Source organism: Vibrio sp. 1F169, assembly GCF_041439605.1.
Taxonomy (GTDB): Bacteria; Pseudomonadota; Gammaproteobacteria; order Enterobacterales; family Vibrionaceae; genus Vibrio; species Vibrio tasmaniensis_A.
The window spans coordinates 26,795-49,677 of sequence record NZ_JBGOOI010000001.1; the positions used below are offsets into that span (position 1 = coordinate 26,795).

The 22,883-nt window shown below is 43.8% G+C and carries 21 protein-coding genes; 9 read left to right on the forward strand and 12 right to left on the reverse strand.

All coding sequences use genetic code 11. From position 1 onward, the window contains the following. Window positions 1–33: 33 nt before the first annotated feature. Window positions 34–1,467, reverse strand: coding sequence for a sodium-dependent transporter (locus ACED53_RS00125; RefSeq protein ID WP_012604350.1), 1,434 nt, complete (start codon window positions 1,465–1,467; stop codon window positions 34–36). A 367-nt stretch (window positions 1,468–1,834) separates the two neighbouring features. On the opposite strand from ACED53_RS00125, the gene cls reads away from it, so the two are divergent. After that, on the forward strand, window positions 1,835–3,289 hold the full coding sequence (gene cls / locus ACED53_RS00130) for a cardiolipin synthase (protein WP_017100079.1): 1,455 nt from the start codon (window positions 1,835–1,837) through the stop codon (window positions 3,287–3,289). Between the two features lie 183 nt (window positions 3,290–3,472). Next, window positions 3,473–4,657: a cystathionine beta-lyase gene (locus ACED53_RS00135; RefSeq protein ID WP_017100080.1), complete on the forward strand. Its 1,185-nt coding sequence runs from the start codon at window positions 3,473–3,475 to the stop codon at window positions 4,655–4,657. Window positions 4,658–4,743: 86 nt separating this feature from the next. Here ACED53_RS00135 and ACED53_RS00140 read toward each other — a convergent pair whose 3' ends face one another. The 9 genes from ACED53_RS00140 to pspA form a co-directional block, all read right to left on the reverse strand. Further along, a complete protein-coding gene (locus ACED53_RS00140; RefSeq protein WP_102579822.1) occupies window positions 4,744–5,217 on the reverse strand; it encodes a hypothetical protein in 474 nt (157 codons plus the stop codon). Next, complete coding sequence (locus ACED53_RS00145; protein ID WP_017100082.1) at window positions 5,208–6,230, reverse strand: winged helix-turn-helix domain-containing protein; 1,023 nt, start codon at window positions 6,228–6,230, stop codon at window positions 5,208–5,210. Before ACED53_RS00145 ends, ACED53_RS00140 begins: the two co-directional genes overlap by 10 nt. A 109-nt stretch (window positions 6,231–6,339) precedes the next feature. Continuing rightward, window positions 6,340–6,906, reverse strand: a complete 567-nt coding sequence (locus ACED53_RS00150; RefSeq protein WP_017100083.1) for a DNA-3-methyladenine glycosylase I — start codon at window positions 6,904–6,906, stop codon at window positions 6,340–6,342. Window positions 6,907–6,984: 78 nt separating this feature from the next. Then, entirely contained in the window at window positions 6,985–10,095 is a 3,111-nt protein-coding gene (locus ACED53_RS00155) for an efflux RND transporter permease subunit (protein WP_009848771.1), read from the reverse strand. After that, window positions 10,088–11,173 carry an efflux RND transporter periplasmic adaptor subunit gene (locus tag ACED53_RS00160; RefSeq protein WP_009848772.1) on the reverse strand — a complete coding sequence of 362 codons (1,086 nt, stop codon included), beginning with the start codon at window positions 11,171–11,173 and terminating at the stop codon, window positions 10,088–10,090. The genes ACED53_RS00155 and ACED53_RS00160 overlap by 8 nt, the downstream gene beginning before the upstream one ends. Before the next feature lies 1 nt (window position 11,174). Next, complete coding sequence (locus ACED53_RS00165) at window positions 11,175–12,209, reverse strand: efflux RND transporter periplasmic adaptor subunit (protein ID WP_029225394.1); 1,035 nt, start codon at window positions 12,207–12,209, stop codon at window positions 11,175–11,177. 157 nt (window positions 12,210–12,366) lie between these two features. Beyond that, window positions 12,367–12,753 (reverse strand): envelope stress response membrane protein PspC, encoded by a 387-nt coding sequence (pspC, locus tag ACED53_RS00170; RefSeq protein ID WP_032499058.1) that lies wholly within the window; start codon window positions 12,751–12,753, stop codon window positions 12,367–12,369. Further along, entirely contained in the window at window positions 12,746–12,979 is a 234-nt protein-coding gene (pspB, locus tag ACED53_RS00175; RefSeq protein ID WP_009848775.1) for an envelope stress response membrane protein PspB, read from the reverse strand. Before pspB ends, pspC begins: the two co-directional genes overlap by 8 nt. Before the next feature lie 15 nt (window positions 12,980–12,994). Next, window positions 12,995–13,666: a phage shock protein PspA gene (gene pspA, locus ACED53_RS00180; RefSeq protein WP_009848776.1), complete on the reverse strand. Its 672-nt coding sequence runs from the start codon at window positions 13,664–13,666 to the stop codon at window positions 12,995–12,997. Window positions 13,667–13,982: 316 nt separating this feature from the next. On the opposite strand from pspA, the gene pspF reads away from it, so the two are divergent. The 7 genes from pspF (at window position 13,983) to ACED53_RS00215 (ending at window position 21,162) form a co-directional block, all read left to right on the forward strand. After that, a complete protein-coding gene (gene pspF, locus ACED53_RS00185; protein WP_017100085.1) occupies window positions 13,983–15,005 on the forward strand; it encodes a phage shock protein operon transcriptional activator in 1,023 nt (340 codons plus the stop codon). Between the two features lie 102 nt (window positions 15,006–15,107). After that, a complete protein-coding gene (gene sapA / locus ACED53_RS00190; RefSeq protein WP_017100086.1) occupies window positions 15,108–16,730 on the forward strand; it encodes an ABC transporter substrate-binding protein SapA in 1,623 nt (540 codons plus the stop codon). Further along, window positions 16,730–17,692, forward strand: coding sequence for an ABC transporter permease subunit (locus ACED53_RS00195; RefSeq protein WP_009848779.1), 963 nt, complete (start codon window positions 16,730–16,732; stop codon window positions 17,690–17,692). The genes sapA and ACED53_RS00195 overlap by 1 nt, the downstream gene beginning before the upstream one ends. Beyond that, the gene (sapC, locus tag ACED53_RS00200) at window positions 17,679–18,566 is read left to right on the forward strand and encodes a putrescine export ABC transporter permease SapC (protein ID WP_009848780.1); all 888 of its coding nucleotides are present in this window, start codon (window positions 17,679–17,681) and stop codon (window positions 18,564–18,566) included. The genes ACED53_RS00195 and sapC overlap by 14 nt, the downstream gene beginning before the upstream one ends. Continuing rightward, a complete protein-coding gene (locus tag ACED53_RS00205) occupies window positions 18,566–19,567 on the forward strand; it encodes an oligopeptide/dipeptide ABC transporter ATP-binding protein (protein WP_009848781.1) in 1,002 nt (333 codons plus the stop codon). Before sapC ends, ACED53_RS00205 begins: the two co-directional genes overlap by 1 nt. Further along, window positions 19,564–20,346 carry an ATP-binding cassette domain-containing protein gene (locus ACED53_RS00210; protein ID WP_017100087.1) on the forward strand — a complete coding sequence of 261 codons (783 nt, stop codon included), beginning with the start codon at window positions 19,564–19,566 and terminating at the stop codon, window positions 20,344–20,346. The genes ACED53_RS00205 and ACED53_RS00210 overlap by 4 nt, the downstream gene beginning before the upstream one ends. A gap of 36 nt (window positions 20,347–20,382) precedes the next feature. After that, window positions 20,383–21,162, forward strand: a complete 780-nt coding sequence (locus tag ACED53_RS00215; RefSeq protein ID WP_017100088.1) for a DUF2927 domain-containing protein — start codon at window positions 20,383–20,385, stop codon at window positions 21,160–21,162. Window positions 21,163–21,255: 93 nt separating this feature from the next. Here ACED53_RS00215 and ACED53_RS00220 read toward each other — a convergent pair whose 3' ends face one another. Both ACED53_RS00220 and ACED53_RS00225 read right to left on the reverse strand, forming a co-directional pair. Continuing rightward, complete coding sequence (locus ACED53_RS00220; protein ID WP_004734596.1) at window positions 21,256–21,645, reverse strand: DUF2750 domain-containing protein; 390 nt, start codon at window positions 21,643–21,645, stop codon at window positions 21,256–21,258. Between the two features lie 149 nt (window positions 21,646–21,794). Further along, complete coding sequence (locus tag ACED53_RS00225) at window positions 21,795–22,700, reverse strand: manganese-dependent inorganic pyrophosphatase (protein WP_009848785.1); 906 nt, start codon at window positions 22,698–22,700, stop codon at window positions 21,795–21,797. Window positions 22,701–22,883: the final 183 nt, after the last annotated feature.

The window sequence follows — 22,883 nt, forward strand, 5'->3', positions numbered from 1 at the left end:
TTAACTTTAGTTTGCGATTAGAGTTTCTAAGAATTATAGCTTCTTAGAAATAAGCGCAGAGCCGGCAATGATACCAATACCTAGTAGCATGATTGCACCTTTACCGCTGTCGAAGCCAGAAGATATACCCATAAACGCTACGATAGCGATAGCTACTGGGATGATGTACTTAACGAGTGTGTACCATAGACCAAATAGAGGGAAAGAAACTTCACCGTCGTTAGTGATTTCTTTCTCTAGGTCAGCACGATTTAGCCTCCAACCAGCGAAGATACATACCAACATACCGCCAACTGCTAGGAAGATTTTATCCGTTAGTAAGTCGAAGATATCAAATGCACCAGTACCAAACAGTGTTGGACCGAAACCGCCAAGTGATAGAGAAGCGAAGATACATAGAATCGCCATTACGACACTTGCAGACAGTACAGCTGTTACACGCTTCATGCCTTTCTCATCGATTAGGTACGAAACAACAACTTCAAGTAGAGATACTGAAGAAGTCAGTGCCGCAACACTTAGACCAACGAAGAACATAAGAGCAAATAGAAGACCAACTACGCCGCCCATTTCAGCGAATAGCTGAGGAACAACAACGAATACTAGACCAGGACCTGCTGCAGGTTCCATACCGAATGCGAACATTGCAGGGAACATTGCAACACCAGCTAGGATAGCAACGCCTGTATCCATCGCCGTAACCATAGCTGTAGTTTGAACTAGGTTCTCTTTCTTCTTAAGGTAAGAACCGTAAGTCAACATACAACCCATACCAAGAGATAGTGAGAAGAATGCTTGACCTAGTGCGGCTAGGATTACACCGCTGTCTACTTTAGAGAAGTCAGGGCTGAATAGGAATTCAAGACCAGCCATCGCGCCCGGAAGCATTAGGCCTTTGATTGATACCACGATAAGGATGATGAAAAGAAGTGGCATCAGAATCTTACCCGCTTTCTCAATACCGCCAGAAATACCCTTCATAACGATGACAACGTTAAGTAGTAGGTATAGGCCCATCCACATTAGTGGCTGAACTGGGTTTGAGATAAAGCCACCGAAGCTGTCGCCAATTGCTTCAGGTGCGTCTAGTAGACCACCAGCAATTTTACCGATGTATGCGATAGACCAGCCACCTACTACAGGGTAGAAACCCATGATAAGTAAACCACTGACTACGCCAATAACACCAGCGAACGTCCAGCGACGGTCAGTTGATTTAAATGCACCTACTGCTGATTTTTGCGTATGACGGCCAATCGCAAATTCAGTCAGCATCACACTAAAACCGATGAAGATTACAAAAAACAGATAAATTGCAACGAATGCACCGCCGCCACTTTCACCTGCTGTGTATGGGAATTTCCAGATGTTACCTAAGCCAACAGCAGAACCTGCTGCAGCCATTACGAATCCTAATTTCGAACCCCAGGTATCGCGGGGTGTAGTGGTTGTATTACTAGTAGCCACGTTTACTCCAAACTTTTGTGTTATGTGATGTTGTATTTTGCTTTGTGTGGCGTCATTAAAAGATAAGGTGTATACAATAATTTACACCATTAAAAGATTTGATTGACGCTCGTTATCTAGCAAGTAAACCAGTTTAAGAATACAATTGGAAGCCCGAACCGTATATATTTCGTTATCAATGTAAATCTTTATGGTTAAATGCCGGTTTTTCATACAAAACAATTGCATTCGTCTTAAGTTAACTAAAACTTAACAACTTTAACCTGTTTACAGCTTTTGCTCTATTTTGTAAATAGTTGATTCCTTAAATTCCCATATCCGTAAAATAGCATTACTATCTAAGTGTCTCTTTTTTCGAGTATTCAATGTGGAAAAGCTCTACCATTTTTTAACTTTAGCTTCTGTCGCTTTATACTGGGTCCTTGTCGCCGGTGTGACTTTTCGTGTCGTACTAAAACGACGCTCTGTCAGCGTTTCTCTCGCATGGTTGATGGTTATCTACATTATCCCTATTGTTGGCGTCGCTTGTTACTTCCTTTTCGGAGAGCTAAATCTCGGTAGAAAGAGGGCTGAGCGGGCACATCGCATGTTTACGCCTTTTGGTGATTGGTTCCGCCAATTAAATGATTGCCAAGTCCACCTTCCAGGTAAAGTCGGCTCTCCTATCCACAAAATTGATGAGCTTTGTAACAATCGGATGGGCATTCCAGCTCTCAGCGGAAACACACTTTCACTGCAAGCTTCTCCTAATGAAATCCTACACGCAATTATCGAAGATATAGAAAACGCCCAGACGAGTATCAAAATGGTTTTCTATATTTGGCACCCCGGTGGCTTAACTGACTCCGTTGCTTCCGCACTTATTCGAGCAGCAAAACGTGGTGTCGATGTTAAAGTTTTACTCGATTCTGCAGGTAGCCCGCGTTTTTTCAAAAGTCACTGGCGTTCAATGATGAAAGACGCTGGCGTTCACGTTGTCCAAGCATTAGAGGTTAGTCCTTGGCGTATTTTCTTACGCCGTTTAGATCTAAGGCAGCACCGGAAGATCATCGTGATTGATGAGTCCATCGCCTATACCGGGTCAATGAATATGGTAGATCCAGCTCATTTCAAACAGAGCTCAGGTGTCGGCCAATGGATTGATGTCATGGTTCGCGTCACTGGGCCAACCGTTAACGTGTTGTCAGCAATTCATGGTTGGGATTGGGAAGTGGAAACCGGTGAACGCATTCTTCCTGATTTACCAGAGTGCCCGGTTGAAGAAATAATGACGCATCATCCAGTTCAAGTAGTGCCATCTGGGCCGGGCATGCCGGAGTATTTGATTCTGCAAGTTCTTACTATTGCGATTAATCAAGGAAACCATTCAGTTCGTATTACAACACCCTATTTTGTACCGAGTGCCGACTTATTAGAAACACTCAAAATGACGGCACAACGTGGTGTCAGCGTCGAATTAATCATTCCACATAACAACGATTCATTAATGGTTAAATGGGCTTCTCGCGCCTTCTATACCGAACTGCTTGAAGCCGGAGTGAAGATATATGAGTTTTACGGCGGGCTTCTTCACACCAAATCGGTAGTGATTGATGAAGAGTTTTGCTTAATCGGAACGGTCAATATCGACATGCGCAGCCTATGGCTTAACTTCGAAGTAACGCTAGCCGTTGATGATGTGCACTTCACCAAGCAACTGTTTGATTTGCAGCAATCCTATATTGAATCATCTCATCCAGTGGAATTGGAGCAATGGGAGCAGAGAAATTTACGCAACCGCTTCTTCGAACGATTGTTCTATTTGTTCAATCCACTACTGTAATCCAATCAATGGAGCCACTGCGACTCATATCTCTCTGCTTATCAGACTTTTGACCTTTCACGATAAACGACGTGAAAGGTTAAAAAGCGAAAGAAAAGCGCAAAAACTCCCGCTCTGCTCTTGCTTTGAAGGCTATTGGCATGTTTTAAATAGGACATAACCGATTGATAAGGAATTCACAGCATGTCCGAGAACAAAACCACTAAACTGATCACTGCAGGTCGTGATAAGAAGTGGACTAATGGTGTCGTTAACCCACCAGTACAACGCGCTTCAACTGTCGTGTTCAACACAGTAGAAGAGAAACGCAAAGCGACCATTAACCGCGCTAACAAGACACTTTTCTACGGACGCCGTGGCACCACGACTCATTTCGCATTTCAAGATGCAATGGTTGAAGTTGAAGGTGGTGCAGGTTGCGCACTTTACCCCTGTGGTACGGCAGCCATCTCTAATGCCATCCTCTCTTTTGTTGAAACAGGTGACCATATTCTGATGGTCGATACCTGTTATGAACCCACTCGTGATTTCTGTGACACCATAATGAAAAAGATGGGTGTAGAGACCACTTACTACGAGCCAACGATCGGTGAAGGTATCCAAGACCTTATTAAGCCAAATACTAAGGTTCTATTTACTGAATCTCCGGGTTCAGTCACCATGGAAGTTCAAGACATCCCAACACTCGCACGTATTGCTCATGAACATGACATCATTGTAATGCTCGATAACACGTGGGCGGCTGGTGTTAACTTCTCACCGTTCGATTTTGGCGTCGACATCTCAATTCAAGCGGCGACTAAATACATTGTTGGTCACTCTGATGTGATGCTAGGAACTGCGGTAGCCAACGAAAAATGTTGGGATCAACTGAGAGAGCAGAGTTACTTGATGGGACAGTGCGTATCTCCAGATGACGCTTATCTTGGTCTTCGCGGTATTCGCACTCTTGACGTTCGACTTCGCCAACATGCTGAAAACAGCCTTAAAGTAGCAAAGTGGTTAGAAACACGCCCTGAGGTTGACCATGTTCGTCACCCTGCCCTTGAGTCTTGTCCTGGTCATGAATTCTTCAAACGAGACTTCACTGGCGGTAATGGTTTGTTCTCTTTCGTACTGAAGAACTCAAACACAAAAGCAACGACTGCTCTGCTTGATGGTATGACGCACTTTAGTATGGGTTACTCATGGGGTGGATTTGAAAGTTTGATTCTAGCGAACGAACCGAGCAGCTTTAATAGCTTGAGAACGGTAGCGAACCCTAACTTCGAAGGAACCTTGATACGCGTTCATATCGGCTTAGAAGACGTCGATGACCTGATTGCGGATCTAGAAGCTGGACTAGATCGTTACAACGCTCTGGTTTAAGTAAAACAATAAACAAGTTTCCACAAAAAGGCAGGGACAACCTGCCTTTTTTAGTTCGGTAAGCTCTTGGTGTAGAAGTTATATGACTACTTCTGAACCTTAAAACATACCCAATTAAAAATTTCGAAACGATTTTTATTAAATAAATAGAGTGAGTCATCGGTGACAACAACTGAGTAATCAATATTCAGCCCCTTATACGAGCTATACTCTCGATTAATAACAGGATCATCAGTTTCAGTTGTCGGCGAATAATCAATGATAGAGATAGACAACTCGCCATCTTCTAACGAATAACGACCTGAGGAGTGGTGCTCCAATTTACTCACCTGACCATTCTTCTCTTCAACCTTCACCGCCTCTGCAATCATAAACGTATTGTCTGATTGGAAGGTAAAAGTCATACGTTCATACAACGATTGATAAGGTTGAAATGCCTGCGTCATAAAGCCCGTTTTGATGGTTTTACAGTGCCAACGAGTGCCCGCTAATATGTTTCTATCAATCATGAAACTTGCAGCTGTGAGTGCTAATACCAATAGCAAACCAATTATTCGCAAAAGTAACTCCTTTGAGCCATGTAATTCACAAACGAATCAAAAGATGACTCAACTTCAAAAATAGATGACAAGTAATTAAGAGCTTCGCCATCCTTTCTCTCAATCAGCATATACAAAGCATCATTTTCAGGTTGGTTGACAGATGGATAAATGCGTACAAAAACATCAACATTACAGTGGCTAGGTATAACTTGTATCAGTCTCTCAGTGATCGCAGGCAACGAGTAGGCTTCATTGCGAACAATATGGAAAAAGTAGTGATTAGTTTCATCTACGAAGCTGTCGTGATACTCATTTTTATCAACAAAGTATGGCAATGGCTGATAGTAAGCCTGAAATATATTAAACAAAGAGATCAACACACAGGTAAAGGCTAAAAAGTAGCCCACGCAGGCTAAATGACGATGAACAAAAAGCTTAAAGCTAGGTGGTACCGCGTTGACTGAACCTCTCGGGCTAACTGTGGACAATGGCATTTCCATGTCGCCTTCAACGCTTTGTGTTACTGATGCAGGCATAACATGAGCCTGCTCATCTTGCGGCTTTTTCTCAGGTGACTCGCCTGAGGTTTGTGTTTGATTTGTCGTTATTGATGATGGGTTAAGTTCGGCTTGCGATAATCCTATCGTTTGAGGAGACTCTGATACTAAATCCGCCTCAGGGACTGTCGCTTTAGGCTCTGTATTTTGAGGTTGAGATGATTCCTCTATCTCCAGAGAATACCCCATTTTACTGACGGTACGAATCGTGGCGCAACCACAAGTCACTCTGTTCAGTGTTTTTCTAAGCTTAGATATCACGTTGGTCAACGCTTGCTCAGAGACAATCACATCCCCCCAACATCTATCAAAGATCAGGCCTCGCTCAATGCATTCGCCTGTATTTTCAAGCAAGAATAGGAACACTTTACCTTCTAGCGGCGCGATAGTTTCTACGTGGCCATCCTCACGCATAAACTGCCTAAGCAAGGGATCATAGTTAGCATCACATATTTGGTAGTTTTGTTGATTCACTATCGTTGTCTACATTTGAATTTGGTCGCATATAATATTGAAAAGTTTATAAATGACCAGTGAATTTTTCAATTTACACACAATTATTTCGCGTCGAGAAATAACACCTTTATTTATGTGGGCAACCTTCTAAATGGTCATTAACCATACCTGTCGCTTGCATTAACGCGTAACAGATTGTTTCCCCAACAAACTTAAAGCCTCTCTTCTTCAAAAACTTACTCATCGCTTTGGATTGCTCGGTAGAAGCTGGAACTTGAGTCATCTCAATCCAGTCGTTTTCGATCACCTTGTTATCGACAAATTGCCATAAGGCGTTTGAAAGAGAACCAAACTCTTTCTGCAGTTCAAGCGTTGCTCGAGCGTTGTTATACACAGAGGCAATCTTGCCTTTATGCTTAACCACATCAAAGTTCTCTATGACGTGTGGCACATTGTCTTCACTCAATTCGGCTAACTTGTTTAGATCGTAATTATCAAAGGCAGCACGATAGCCTTCGCGCTTTTTAAGGATCGTAATCCAACTCAGGCCCGCCTGAGCGCCTTCTAAAGTAATGAACTCAAACAGAACTTGGTCATCATAAACAGGCACGCCCCACTCTGCGTCGTGGTACTCCCTTTCCAGTTCGTGCTTCAGTGCCCATGCACACGTTCTACCTTCAGTGTTTGTTTCCATGTTATTGCTACCTATTTTAAATCACTCAGAAATGATAATGCCCCTAAACAGGGGCATTAATTCAAAGACTCACTCGTCTTACGAGACTTCAATTTTATGGAATAGACGATACAGCACAGGTACCACGATTAGCGTCAGTACGGTGGCGAAGCCCAAACCAAACATGATGGTTACCGCCATTGGCTTGAAGAAGATATCCGGTAACAATGGAATCATACCGAGAATCGTTGTGATAGCCGCCATACATACAGGACGTACACGACTCAATGCCGCATCAACAACCGCTATATATGGGTCTTTACCTGACTTCATCTCAATCTCAATTTGATCAAGCAGTACGATACCGTTCTTCAGAAGCATTCCAGACAAACTCAAGAAGCCCAGAAGCGCCATAAAACCGAACGGTGTATTCAAGGCTAGCAAGCCTGTCGTTACCCCTATCAAGGCGAGTGGTACCGTTAACCAAACAATCAGGGGCTCTTTCACCGAATTAAACAAGAACACCGTGATTAAGAACATGAACAAGTAGCCTAACGGCATAGTTGTGAACAGTGACGCTTGAGCGTCAGCTGACGACTCGTATTCACCACCCCATTCCAATGAATAACCCGGTGGCATCTCAATCGCTTCTATTTGTGGCTGTAAGCGTTTCTGTAAAGTTGATGCTGTCTCTTCACCCAGTAGGTCAGGATCCGCCATTACCGTCAGCATACGCTTACGGTTCTTACGGATGATCAGTGGATCTTCCCATTCCAATTCGTAGCCTAGTGTTACTTGTTGTAGTGGGATGTATTCACTTAATGCCGGGCTCCAAATCTTCATACCTTCGATGTTGCGAATATCAATTCGCTCATCTTCAGGTAAACGAGCCACAATAGGCATCAGCGTAGTACCATCACGATACACACCAATCGACTTACCAGAGAAAGACATCGCTAGGAAATCATCAACGTCAGATTTGGTAATACCATAACGACGCGCTTGGCTTTCGTTGAACTGAGGTTCCAGTACCTTAGTTCTTTCACGCCAATCGTGACGAACGTTAAACGACCCATTGTCAGCACGCATGATGTCCATAACTTGAGCTGCGATTGAACGTAAAACCGTTGGATCAGAACCCACAATTCGCGCTTCAATTTTAGCACCGCCACCAGGACCTAATTCGATCTGTTTAAGTTTGTAATTAATTTCAGGGAACTGGCCGTTTACATGCTCACGAAAGCGCAACATCAAACCTTCAAGTACTTCATAACTCTTCACACGAACCGTTATCTCACCGTATGCGCTATAACTTTTCTCTGGCGCATAAGTCAGCATGAAACGTTGCAGACCTTTACCCGCCGTTGTCGTGATATGTTCAACTTCGTCCTGCTCTGCTAACCAACCTTCAAGCACTTTAAGCTTAGTGTTGGTCGCACGAATATCGGTACCTTCCGGCATCCAAACATCCACTTGGAACATTGGCGTAGTCGAAGATGGGAAGAAGGCTTGTTTTACAAAACCAAAGCCGTAAACACTCGCACCCAAACCAATAATCAGAACGAACATCGTGAGCCACGCACGCTTCATACAGAACTCAAGGAAGTTTTTATAGATAACAAAAACCATCCCGTTGTATGGGTCTTTACCTTCACTATCTGGATCGACTTTCTGGCCTTTGAAGAACATATCGGCAAAGAATGGCGTGAGTGAGATGGCCGTAAACCAACTCAGCATCAAGGAGATAAGTAGAACCGTGAACAAGGTGCCACAATATTCGCCCGTTGAGTCTTCAGACAAACCGATTGGGGCAAAAGCGGTGACCGCAATAACCGTTGCACCAAGCAGTGGCCATTTGGTTTGGGTCACAATATCTGTAGCGGCCTGCATTCGGGTTCGCCCCTTCTGCGTGCCGATCAATATCCCTTCCACCACCACAATGGCATTATCCACCAGCATCCCCAGCGCGATAACCAACGCGCCCAATGAAATACGTTGAAGATCGATTTTGAAGTACTGCATGAAAATGAAGGTACCGAAAACGGTCAATAGCAGTATCAAACCAATCAACAAACCCGATCGTAATCCCATGAAGAACAGCAACACTACGATTACGATCGCAACCGCTTGTCCTAAACTCACTACAAATCCACTAACTGACTTATCGACTTCTTTGGGTTGGTTATAAACCTCAGATATGTCAATACCTACGGGCTGTTGGTATTTCAGCTCGGCGAGCCTTCGGTCAAAGGCTTCGCCCACTGCGACCACGTTCACGCCTTGTGCAAAAGAAACACCAAGGTTAAGTGCGAGCTTCCCGTTATAGCCAATGATGTTAGTAGGCACTTCAACATAACCACGAGTTACATTCGCCACATCTTTTAGATAGATAAGCCCTTGAGCGCCACCTTCCGTAAGAATCAAATCACCGAGCTGTTCAACATTCTGGAACTCTCCTGTTGGATGGATTCGAATGTACTCGTCACCAATCCTTACAGCACCTGCACTTGAAACAATATTTTGAGTGGATAAAAGGTTAAATACAGTATTTGGAGACAAACCCAGAGAGCTGATCCGTTTCATCGATATCTCAATGAACACTTGCTCTTGCTGTTGGCCGGATACCGAGACTTTACTGACCCCATCAACAAGTTCTAGCTCTCGCCTTAGGTAATCAATGTAATCAAGTAACTCTTTGTAACTGTAACCGTCTCCCGTTACGGCAAGCAAAATGCCGTAAACATCACCAAAATCGTCTATGACTTGAGGGTCATTTACCCCGGGTGGAAGTTGACCTTTCAAATCATTCACTTTACGTCGAAGTTCATCCCAAATTTGTGGAAGATCATCAGGGCCGTAATTATTCTTCATCGTTACCGTAACCTGAGACAGGCCACGACTAGAGATAGAGTTAACTTCATCAACATAGGTAAGCTGTTGAATCGCTTTCTCTAATGGGTAAGTCACTTCCTCTTCCACTTGCTGAGGCGTCGCTCCCGGATAAGAGGTCACTACCATGGCATCTTTGATGGTAAAGGCAGGATCTTCTAAACGGCCCAAACCAAAGAATGCAGACACACCACCAATAAGAAAGATCAGTGATAGCATCCAGCTAATGACCTTATTTCGTATAAAATAAGCCGCCACTCCAGTGATTTGGTCATCACCCTGTTGATCGTCACTTTGGGGCTTGTTATTGACTTCACTCATTGTTCGTCTCCTGAGACAATACTTCCACTGTCATCCCATCTCGCAATCGCGATACGCCTGCAACAACGACATGCTGCCCCATTTCTAATCCTTTGATTATCTGCAATGTTTTCTGATTCGCTTTGCCTAATACGACTTGCTGTTTAGATACTGTATTGTCGTCATTAAGAATCCACACGTAAGAGTTTTGACGAGTTAACTCATCCCCATCGGCATTGAACACAGCCTCAATAGGAATAAGTACGCCGGCTTTTAATTTCAACCCGATATCACGCCCATTTGACGTGACCTCAACGGCCATACCGTCAAGAATCAAATCATCTTCTGGCATAGGTAAAGCAAGCGTGACGGTAAATGTACCTGTGTTTGGATCGGGTTCAGTCGTAAACTCTTTTATCCCCGCACTGTATTCATTCCCACTTGGAACTCTAACTACTGCCTCAATATTCGAGATAGTCGCTTCATTTGGTTGATTTACATAGATTTGGTCAGGCAATTGGATAACAACTTCAACATCCTCAACACTGTGAATATTCACAATCTGTTGGCCAACCTGAATATTTTCGTATTGGTCAACACTGACACGAGAGATAATTCCATCAACCGGTGCGCGAAGCTTAGTAAATGACAAACGCAGTTTTGCCAATTCTAACTCGGCATAAGCGATTTGACGCTGAGCGGCAATCTCATCGAATTGAGACTTAGCCAATAAGCCTTTTTTAACCAAAGGGCTAGAACGTCTGTATTGGCTGTTAATCACTGTGTATCGAGCTTGAGCGTTATCAACGTCCAACTGATAATCTGTTGGATCTAACTCGGCAAGAACATCACCCTTTTTAACTTGTTCACCTTCTTTGACATCAAGTTTAAAAATCTCACCAGCGACACGGAAACTTAGGTGCGCTTTCTCAGCAGCATTAGCAACTGCTGGAAAATAGAGTTTATCGTTAAAGTCTAAGACGGAGATTTCAATGGCTTTAACGAGAGGAAGCTTTTCGACTTCAGTGACACCTTTGTCTTTGCAGGCTGTCAACAACGCCAAACATGATAGGCCGATGGCTTTTGATACTGTCTTCATGTTAGAGCCCCCTTTCCTTGATCCACTCACGAACTTTGACGCCAGTTTCTAATCCATTAACGCCCGAGGTCACAACGCGGTCTCCGTCGTTAAGACCCGAAATAATATGACGTTTTTCATCAATGACTATCGCGACTTCTTCGACGATACCATCGTTGTTAACGCGCCATACTGAGACATCATCTCCATTGGTCATCATTGCTGAGGTTGGAATTTTTGTCGCCGCTGCTTGTGAAGAAACAAGGTTAACCGTGCCAGACATACCCGGCAGGATGCCTATATCAGTCGGTCTCTCCATTACCATGGTGACCTTGTATGAACCGGTTTTAGGATCGGCTTCGGTATCCACTTCTTGGAAGGTTAGAACGTAATAGTTTTCAGGAAATGCATCAAAAACCATGGTTGCATCCGTCTTGAACCCTGAAGAAAAGCGCGTAATAAGTTGGTCGGGTAATAAGAAGACGACTTTAAGAATTTGATTGGTTTGAATATTCATCACGCCTTGTTTAGCCGCAATATATTCATGGTTTTCAGCCGGAATAATGGAAATCGTTCCATCGTAAGGCGCAACAAGAGTGGTATAGCGAAGGTTTGCTTTGGCTTGATTAAGCATCGCTTTAGCAGAATTATGATTGGCTTTCGCTTGGTCGAAATCTTGCTCAGATACGACTCGGTCTTTACGTAGCTTAATCGAACGTTGGTATTGAACGTCAGCAAGCTTAAAGTTGGCTCTTGCTTGCTTCTCTAGCAGTTGATATTCGTCAGGATTGAGCGTTGCAAGCCCTTCACCTTTACTGACCTGTTGACCAGATGTGACATCGATAGTCTGAAGTAGCCCTGGAACACGAAAGGCCAGTACGGCTTTGTCACCCGCTTCAGTGGTGGCAGGAAAGCTACGTTCAAAGGCATTACTACCTACGGAGACAGTGAAGAGTTTGGCTGGTCGTGATTCGGGTTCTGGAACCGGAGGGAGCTCCTTACCACACCCAGATAACCCGGATAAGGTCACCAATAGGACTAGGGAGGCTTTGTACATTGCGATCATCCATATCTATAAATATTTTATTAACATAGATTAATCACATGTAACTTACCAGTTATCGTAAGATTTATTTAGACAAAATTATTAAAAAAAATAACGGCTTGGGATAAATTTTCCTAAACCGTTATCTAATCTTTTTGAGGCTTGACCACTACATGTTCTTAAATGCACGGTCGACTTTAAAAGTGTCCGAAGTCACATAAGCTTCCATATTGCGTACACTGGTCTCTAACGTCTGGAAATCACCCTCTAAAGTGCCCAACAATGACTCTGCTGTTTGCCCTTTTTCCCAGGGTTTTTGCTTGAGTGTGTGCTCTTGTTTGGCTTTCATCTGATCGACATATTGAGGTGGTTGTTTTTCCAGCATAAATGTCAAAGCTAAATACGCTAACAATACCAAAAAGCTACCACCTAGCAGTGCGGCTGAGATCACTAAGATACGAACCAACCAAACTTCAAGGCCAAAATAGTTCGCTAATCCGGCACACACGCCAGACAATTTACCGTTAATCGGATCGCGATACAGTTCTCTACTCATAGTTTCGTCTCCAGTTAGGTGACTCCGCATCCAGTATTTTTTCTAACGTTTTCACTCGGTCTTGCATCGACTCAGCTTGCTCAGAAAGCTTATGCAGACGCTGAAGATCCGTTTCTGAAAGACCATTGCTGGATTTCTTCTTGCTGCGGTAGTGTAAGAATAACCATAGCGGAGCCACGAAGATCAAAAAGACAATCAGTGGACCTGCAATTAGAAATGTTGACATAGACAACTCCTAAAATTATTTATCGCGGTTTTCAACTTGTTGCTTCAGTTTCGCCAGCTCTTTTTCAATCTCATCTTGAGCTTGTAGCTCTGCAAACTCTTGGTCTAAAGATTTTGCGTTACCGGTTTTTGCGTAAACGTCAGCTTCAGCTTCTAATTCATCCACTTTACGTGAGAATTGCTCAAACTTCGCCATTGCTTCGTTGGTTTTGCTTGAATGCAGATGTTTTTGAACATCACGACGATTGCTCGCCGCATTATTACGAATCATTAATGCTTGTTGCTTTGCGCGAGTTTCTGCAATTTTAGTTTCAAGCTTGCCGATCTCACTGGTTAGCTTTTCGATGGTTTCATGAACCAAAGTTTGCTCGGTATGAAGGCCCTTGATGATATCTTCAAGTTTTTGCTTTTCGATTAGCGCCGCTCTAGCCAGATCTTCACGTTGCTTAGTCAGTGCGAGTGTCGCTTTGTTTTGCCAATCTAGAATCTGAGTTTCGATAGCTTCAACTTTACGTGCTAACTCTTTCTTGTCTGCGATTGCTTTTGCTGAGTTAGTACGAACCTCAACCAGCGTGTCTTCCATTTCTTGGATAATCAGGCGAATCATCTTTTCAGGATCTTCGGCCTTATCTAATAGTGCACTGATGTTTGAATTTACAATGTCTGCAAAGCGAGAAAAAATACCCATGAGGAACTCCTTAATTACAATGATGGCAAATAGGTTTTAAATCGTTTTTCGATTTCTCAATCCACTTGCTCAAAAATCTACGTTTGTTGTTAAACCTACCATAAGTAATCCAAGTAGCGTGCCAACTTTTAAGCCATTGTTTATCAAACACTTACAATAAAATGGTGATTAACCCGAACCATGCTATGATGAATTTAGCCAAGTATTGGTATTTTTCACCACTACAGCTTTGTGATTAATGCTATTTACATCAAGTGATGTAAATAAAACTCTCTATATCATGCCCATTGGAAATCAGACCATACAAGGACCCATTATGCAGCAGAATCTCATTGGTGAATCCCCTAGTTTTCTCTCTGTTTTGGATAAAGTGTCTCAACTCGCGCCAATCGAGAGACCGATTCTGATCATTGGTGAACGTGGTACAGGTAAAGAGTTAATCGCTCAAAGGCTGCATTACCTTTCAAGACGCTGGGACCAGCCATTGATCTCACTTAATTGCTCAACCCTTAGCGAAGGGTTGATTGATTCAGAGTTGTTTGGTCATGAATCAGGTTCTTTTACCGGTTCAAAAGGTCGTCATCAAGGTCGTTTTGAAAGAGCTGAAGGTGGAACTCTGTTCTTAGATGAACTAGCGACCACCCCCCTTGCCGTTCAAGAGAAGCTATTGCGTGTTATTGAATACGGGCAATATGAGCGTGTCGGCGGACAAAAGGCGCTGAGTGCCAATGTAAGACTGGTGTGTGCGACCAATGCTGACTTACCAAACATGGCGTTAAAAGGCGAATTCAGACCCGATTTATTAGATAGACTGGCGTTTGATGTCATTACTATCCCACCTCTTCGCGAACGAAAAGAAGACATCACGCTACTAGCAGAATACTACGCCATTAAGATGTGTCGAGAGTTAGAATTGGAGCTGTTTGTCGGTTTTGCTCCATCTGCTGTTGAGGCACTATTGGATTATTCTTGGCCGGGAAATGTGAGAGAACTCAAAAACGTCGTTGAACGAGCTATCTACCAACACGGTAAAGATCCATATCCTATTGAATCTTTGGTGTTTAACCCCTTTAAACCAACATGGAAAATAGATCAAGATTCCACGCACGAAACTGGCAATGATCTGTCCAACAGCCATACTCCATTAGAGCACTCATTTTCTTTGCCGCTTGATTACAAAGCATGGCAAGAACAGCAAGACATTAAATTACTCAATCAAGCTCTAAAACAGAGCAAGTATAACCAGAAACAAGCAGCAGAATTACTTGGGTTAACCTACAACCAATTACGTGGAATGGTGAGGAAGTACGCGATTGTAGGACAAGCGAACGATAAATAGCTGTCCACACTTGATTATTATTTGGAGCCGAATAAATAAAATGTTAAATTGTCGGGATCTTGAGGCTCCTCTAACGCCTCGTTTCGAAAAGTATTTCTTTTTATGAAAGCACTAATAAGACTATCACTTAGCATCTGCACGCTTGGCTTTTTAGCTGGATGTGGTGAAAGTGTCACTCACGAGCAAATCCGTGAAAAAGGCTTCATTTATTGCGGCCAAGGTAATCCTAGTACCTTCAATCCACAATTGGTTGATAGTGGCATTACCTCAGAATCGCTGAGCCCTCAAATTTTCGATACCCTGCTCACTCTTGATCCTATGACTTACCGACCAAAACAGAACTTGGCAACAAGCTGGTCTGTCGATAAATCAGGTACAGAGTACACTTTCAAACTGCGCCCAAATGTTGCGTTTCAAACCACAGATTGGTTTGCCCCAACCCGCACCATGAATGCACAGGATGTGGTCTTTAGTTTTGAACGAATTATTGATAGTTCAAACCCATTCCATTATGTGGGTGGCGGTTTATATCCATGGTTCGCTGGCATCGACTTTCAAAACCTGATTGTTGAAATCACAGCGGTGGATGACCTAACGGTGAAGTTCCAGTTAAGTCGCCCAGATAATTCATTTCTTAACAATATCGCCACCAGTTATGCGGTTATCCACTCCAAAGAGTATGCCAACAAGCTGATTACCACAGATGAAAAAAATGAAATAGACTCCAAGCCCGTAGGCACAGGCCCTTTCTACTTGGATGAATATCAAATTAATGATCTTGTACGCTTGAAAAAGAACAAGCATTACTGGAAGGGTGAAGTACAAATGGACCAAGTCGTATTTGATACTTCACAACGCGGTACAGGCACACTTGCCAAGCTTCTCCGCAGTGAGTGTGACGTGTTGAACTCACCAATTTCTAGCCAGATCCCTATTATTCAAGCTCATGAAGAATTGAAGATTTCTGCCACACCTGCAGTAAATGTCTCTTTCATCGCGCTAAACACAGAACACCCTGCATTGCGTGACTCTCGTGTAAGAAAGGCGTTGAATTTGGCCATCAACCGCCAAAACATTCTCGACTCGGTTTATTACGGTACGGGCACGAAAGCCTACACGCTGTTGCCTCCAACTTCTTGGGCTTACCAAAAAGACAGTGTTCAAGTTCGCTATGACCGCAACTATGCTGTTGCGCTTCTTAAAGAAGCTGGCGTAGAACCTGGGCTAGAGTTGTCAATGTGGGTGCCTTTAGAGCCACGCGCATACAATCCAAGTCCAAGAAAAACGGCAGAACTGATCCAAGCAAACTTGGCTGATATTGGTATTGAACTCAAACTCTATACCGACGACCGATTTGACCGAACACAGCTGTCTTCAATTTCCTCAACAGATTTGTTGCTCACAGGTTGGATTGGCAGTACGGGCGACCCAGATAACTTCTTGCGTCCACTTCTATCATGTAGTTCGGAACGCGCGGGATTAAACGTCTCTATGTGGTGCAACTCAGACTTTGATTTCCTTCTCGACTTGGCATTAGAGATTAATCAACAAAGGCATCGCGTGAACTTGTATCGACAAGCCCAAAACATTCTTAATGAAGAAGTTCCTGTGATACCTCTCGCTCATGGCGTGCAATTCCGTGTGCACGATCGTTCGCTAACAGGTTTTAAACGTAGTCCTTTTAATGCTCAACCTTTTGATCAAGTCAGAAGGGAGGTGAACTGATGTTTTGGTATACATTAAGACGTGTAAACTTATTCATTATTACACTTGGAATTCTGACTTTAGTGGGCTTTGCTCTACTTCGATTAGACCAAACCTCACCTTGGGCAATTCAAGATTTTTGGCCCGGCTGGCTTAGCTACGTCACCGAATTATCGACGCTGAATTTCGGCCTGAGCAAACACGGTGTTCCTATCATCGAAGAGCTTGTCGTGGTATTTCCTGCGACGTTAGAATTGTGCTTCTTTGCTTTTCTACTCGCACTGTTTATCGGCATCCCTTTCGGCACAATTGCCGGCATGAGACAAGGTAAGTTTGTTGATACCACCATATCGTTTACTTCAATGGCAGGCTACTCAGCACCTATATTTTGGGTCGCATTGCTAATGATCATGGTGTTCTCACTGCACTTCGAGATGTTCCCTGTTGGGGGGCGATACGATCTACTTTACGAAATTGAACACGTGACTGGCTTTGCAATGATTGATGCCTTCTTTGCCGAAGGTAACTATCGAGCACACGCCCTACAGAGCGTAATAGACCATATGGCGTTACCTTGCCTTGTTTTGGCGCTCGCTCCAACAACCCAGGTTATCCGACTAATGAGAGCGTCAGTGGCTGAAGTGATGGCTCAAAACTACATCCGTGCCGCACGAATCAAAGGTCTTTCAACAAGAGAGATCGTCACTCAACACGTATTAAGAAATGCAATACCACCGATTATTCCTAAGGTCGGCGTTCAACTCTCCAGTATGTTAACGCTCGCTATCATCACCGAGTCTATCTTTAACTGGCCGGGTATTGGCCGCTGGTTGCTGGATGCATTATCCAATCAAGATTACGTTTCAATTCAAGCTGGTGTAATTGTGGTAGCAACCTTGGTTTTGACCGCGAATATACTGTCCGATCTACTGGGCGCGATGGTCAATCCTCTGGTAAGGAAGGAATGGTATGCTAACAAATAACGTCTACCAAGAAGAACAGATTCCAACCCAATTCGAGCGTTTCTGGCGCAGCTTCCGTGGCAATAATCTCGCAATGTTTGGACTATGGTGTTTGGTCTTGATCATTTTGATCACCATCACTTCACCATGGCTAGCACCACATGATGCTCAAGAGCAGACGGGGCACCTACTAACACCTCCTTCTTGGGATCCGGCTGGAACAGTTGAGTATTTTCTAGGCACTGATGATTTAGGGCGAGATATTCTATCCCGTCTGATTATTGGCTCTCAGCTGACATTTGGTGCCGCAGTAGTGATTACCTTTATCGCAGCAGTCATCGGTTGTCTGATTGGCGTACTTGCAGGTATGACTCGTGGGTTGCTATCAAGCACGCTAAACCACTTGCTTGACACGGTAATGTCTATTCCGTCGTTGCTACTTGCGATTATCTTCGTGGCATTTCTTGGCTTTGGCGAGTTTAATATCTTGCTAGCCTTATGTTTGGCATTGATTCCACGCTTTATTCGTTCGGTATACATTGCCGTGCATGCAGAAGTAGAAAAAGACTATATTTTGGCTTCTCGCCTTGATGGTGCGAATGACTTCTACCTGTTATGGAATTCAATCCTTCCTAATATTCTTACTGTAGTGGCACTTGAAATTACACTGGCATTGTCAGTCGCCATTCTTGATATCACGGCCTTGGGTTTCTTAGGGCTTGGCGCTCAAGCACCAAGTACCGAATGGGGCTCAATTTTGGGTGATTCTGTAGAGCTGATTTACCTTGCGCCATGGACAGTAACTCTACCCGGCTTAGCCATTATGTTTACAGTGATCGTGATTAACCTTGTCGGTGAAGGTGTTCGCCAAGCGCTAAATGCAGGAATCGAATAATGCCGTTACTTGATATTCGACATCTAACTATCGAGATTGAGACCCCTCAAGGGATGGTTAAAGCAGTAGATCGAATGAGTATTACCCTCAATGAGGGAGAAATTCGTGGCTTAGTAGGTGAATCAGGTTCTGGTAAGAGCTTGGTTGCAAAAGCGATCGTTGGTGTTTGCAAAGAAAACTGGAAAGTGTCTGCCGACCGAATGCGCCTTGGCAATATCGACCTGCTACAACTGACGCCCAAAGAACGACGCCGTGTGATCGCTCGCGATATCGCGATGATCTTCCAAGAACCATCGACGTGTCTTGACCCTTCCGAAAAAGTGGGACGCCAGCTAATAGAGGCGATTCCTTCGCGTTCATTTGAAGGTCGATGGTGGCAACGGTTTAAGTGGCGAAAAAAGCAAGCAATAGCATTACTGCATAAAGTGGGGATCAAAAATCACTCTCACCTAATGGACAGTTATTCTTATGAGTTGACCGATGGTGAGTGTCAAAAAGTCATGATCGCCATGGCGATCGCTGCCAAGCCAAAAGTGCTAATTGCCGATGAGCCAACCAACGATTTAGACCCGATTACGCAGTCTCAAATATTGCGCTTATTGAGCCGAATGAATCAACTTCATAACACGACAATTCTCCTCATTGGGCACGATTTAACGACTATCACTCAATGGGCGACACGAATAACCGTGATGTACTGTGGTCAGTCCGTTGAGTCTGCAGATACGACAAAACTGTTGGATGTACCAAAGCATCCTTACACCGTTGCACTGCTAAAAGCGATGCCCGATTTTAACGACTGGATTCCCCATAAAGAAAAACTGCAATCTTTACCAGGGTCAATTCCGCCGCTGCAGCACCTCCCGATTGGTTGTCGACTTGGACCACGTTGTCCATACGCGCAAAGACAGTGTGTCGAGATCCCGCATACTAAGCGTATAAAGACCCACAAATTTAACTGTCATTTCCCTCTGAATATGGAGAAGAAAAAGAAATCATGAGTGCATTATTAGAGGTCAGTGATTTATCTAAAGACTTTACGACTCGCTCTGGTCTTTTCCGTAAAAAGATTCATCAGGCAGTGAAGCCAGTCAGCTTTTCCCTTGAAGCGGGACAGACTATTGGTTTTATCGGTCAGAATGGGTCGGGGAAATCGACATTAGCAAGAATGCTAGCGGGTATGGTGGAACCAACAGCAGGTGAGATCCGAGTGAACGGTGAAAAGCTAGAGCACAAAGACTACTCAACTCGCTGCAAACTGATTCGAATGATCTTCCAAGATCCGAACACCTCGCTAAACCCACGCATCCAGATTGGTCGAATCCTTGAAGGACCGTTGAAGCGAAATACCAACATGCCACCAGAAGCCCGCATGCACCGCGTAAAGGACACATTATTACGTGTTGGGCTTCTACCAGAACATGCTTACTTCTATCCTCAGATGCTTGCTGCAGGCCAGAAGCAGAGGGTTTGTTTGGCTCGCGCATTGATACTTCAGCCTTCCATCATTGTGGCTGATGAAGCGTTGAATGGTTTGGATATGGCGATGCGTTCGCAAATCATCAATCTGTTCCTAGAACTTCAAGAAGAGATGGGCGTATCGTTCGTTTATGTTTCCCAACACATCGGCATTGTTAAACACATCACAGATAAGATCATCGTCATGCACGAAGGCAATGTGGTTGAAAGTGGCGAAACACATGAAGTACTGACTAACCCAACTCACCAAATCACACAAAGGTTAGTTGAGAGCCACTTCTATAAAGCACCAAGCCATTAATCGGTGATCGCGCTATATTCCGCAAAGGGGAAAGATATGTTACCAAGAGCTTCAATGCTTTCCCTCTTGTTGGCGCTGCTGTCCTTTAATGCAGCAAGCACACCACTCACATGGCTAGATAGAACCTTCGTCGAAACTGCCTTTTATCACGTCGCACTTCAACACGAATATTCACAAGGCGACAAGCTACTCGCTAAATGGAAACAACCTATTAAGATATGGATCGATCACCGAGTCGGCGACGAAGAGCTTCATCAAGAACTCACCGAATTGCACGTCCAGCACCTATCGCAAGTCACCCAACATCCGATTAAAATCGTCACACGAGAATCGGATGCAAACGTTAAATGGATATACACAAGGCAGAGTCAGTGGATAGCTGAAGCCAAAACTGTACTCAAACTGAAATCGACACAGCATCTAAACAGCGCTATCTGTACTGCAGGTTATCGAACTAATTCCAAAGGGGAGATTGTATATGCAGGAATTGTGATCCCAGTAGATCAAGCGAGAGCAAGAGGAAAGCTGGTCGCATGTATTGTTGAAGAGATCACACAGGTACTTGGGTTACCCAATGACTCAGATAAAGCCTACCCTTCTATTTTCAATGATCACACGCCAGAAGACTTGTTATCCCCCTTAGATGTAGTGCTGCTAAAGCTACTGTATGAACATCAATTGAAAGTGGGAATGACAAAAGAACAGGCAAAACCAGTTGTGCGAAAAATACTGAAAAGATACAGCAAAACAGGTGTACTTCAGCAAGCTTCAGAAGCCGCTCAACAAGCACCCTTGTATCAATTGATTGGGTATTGACGAAAATACGTTGGAAAGTAGCTTAGAATGGAAGAATAGAACAACAGCGTTGCCCGAGGTAAGACAACGCTGGCTTACAATTTGACGAGAGAATTAGCGCTTAGCAGCCTGCTTCTTCAGCTCGAAGTCGAACTCATCCGGGAACAAGATAACACCTTCTTCCTGTTCGTTCGGGAACACAACAACGGCAAGCTCGTCGTCTTCTAGACCGTTAGTCCAACGGCTATGCCATTTGTTTAGTGAAATAGACTCAGCTTTACACTCAGACCAATCACCCGTCGCCCAAGACTCCGCAAACTCTTGGTTTGGCCATACAGGAACACAGTCTTCATCTTCTGTGTTCAGCATTACACAACCGTGTTCATCGGTTAAGATCCATACTTCACGGTTCGCTACGATTTCTTTCACACAGTACTTCAGGCGTTGCTCACCCGTATACTTATTGATTTCAGCGATTTTTTTATCGTCTAGCTGTGTAGTCATCTCAATTTCCTACTTTAGTCAGTAACTATTTTCTTAAAGCTATTTTATGCCGAGTGTTTTTAACTTCAAACACTATCGATGAAGAAGAAAGCCTACTTCAAAGAAAAACGCCTGCTAAATTAGCAGGCGTTTATAATTAAGCGACTTGTTTAAACAAGCTCGCCTTGAAGCCAAGGCCAACCTTGCTTCTTACGGCTCAATGTATTTTCCATCATCAATACACCGTCTTTCTCGAATTTAACCAGCTTATCAGCCCACTCACCTTTGTATAGAAGACGAGTTTGAGCTGTAGTGATATCTGTCAGCATTACTGCCGCGAACGCTAGACCATCTTTCTCACAACGCGCTTCAAGATCAGCTTCTAGAGCTTCGATCATGCCGTCTACTTGCTCAAGAGTCGCAAGCTCAACTTGACCAACAACAACATCACGACCGTTGAATGGGTAGCCTTTAAGGTCTTTTTCTACTAACTGTGCAGCAGATAGGCCTTCGATGTTTGTCTTAGCGATTAGAAGCGCTTTGATAAATGCATCAACGTCAGTCACGCCAGCGATTTCAGCAAGCTCAGCAACCGCGTCTTTGTCTTTTTGAGTACATGTTGGAGAAGCAAAACCAACTGTGTCTGAAAGAATTGCAGACATCATCAGTTTAGCGATTTGTTGAGAGATAGCGTGACCTTCAATCTTAAACATGTTGAAAAGTACTGTATTTGTACAGCCAACAGGCCAGATCCAAGCTTCCATAGGGTTAACTGTCATCACGTCACCTAGACGGTGGTGATCGACAATACCTACGATCTCAGCATCAGCTACATCGTCTGGTGCTTGTGCAAGATCTGAGTAGTCTACTAGCCAGATTTTCTCACCAGCAACAGAAGTACGAAGTTCTGGCTTTTCAGCACCAGCGACTTCTAGAATGTGTTGAGTTTCGCGGTTGATCTCGCCTTGGCGAATTGGTGTCGCTTCCTCGCCACGAGCTTTAAGAAGCTCAGTTGCAACTAACGCACTACAAATACTGTCACTATCAGGGTTTTTGTGACCAACAACTAAAATCATGTTTCTTCCTATTACACTAACAATTATGACTCTACCTTTAGAGTCTCTCTTTATTAGGCATACTTTACCTCATTTTTTTAGATTGGTCATGTTTCGTGGGTTTGGCCAATGGTAACAAAAGATAAAAAAACAACGAATGCAATTGATAATTATTATCATTCGTATATGATTATCTTAATACAC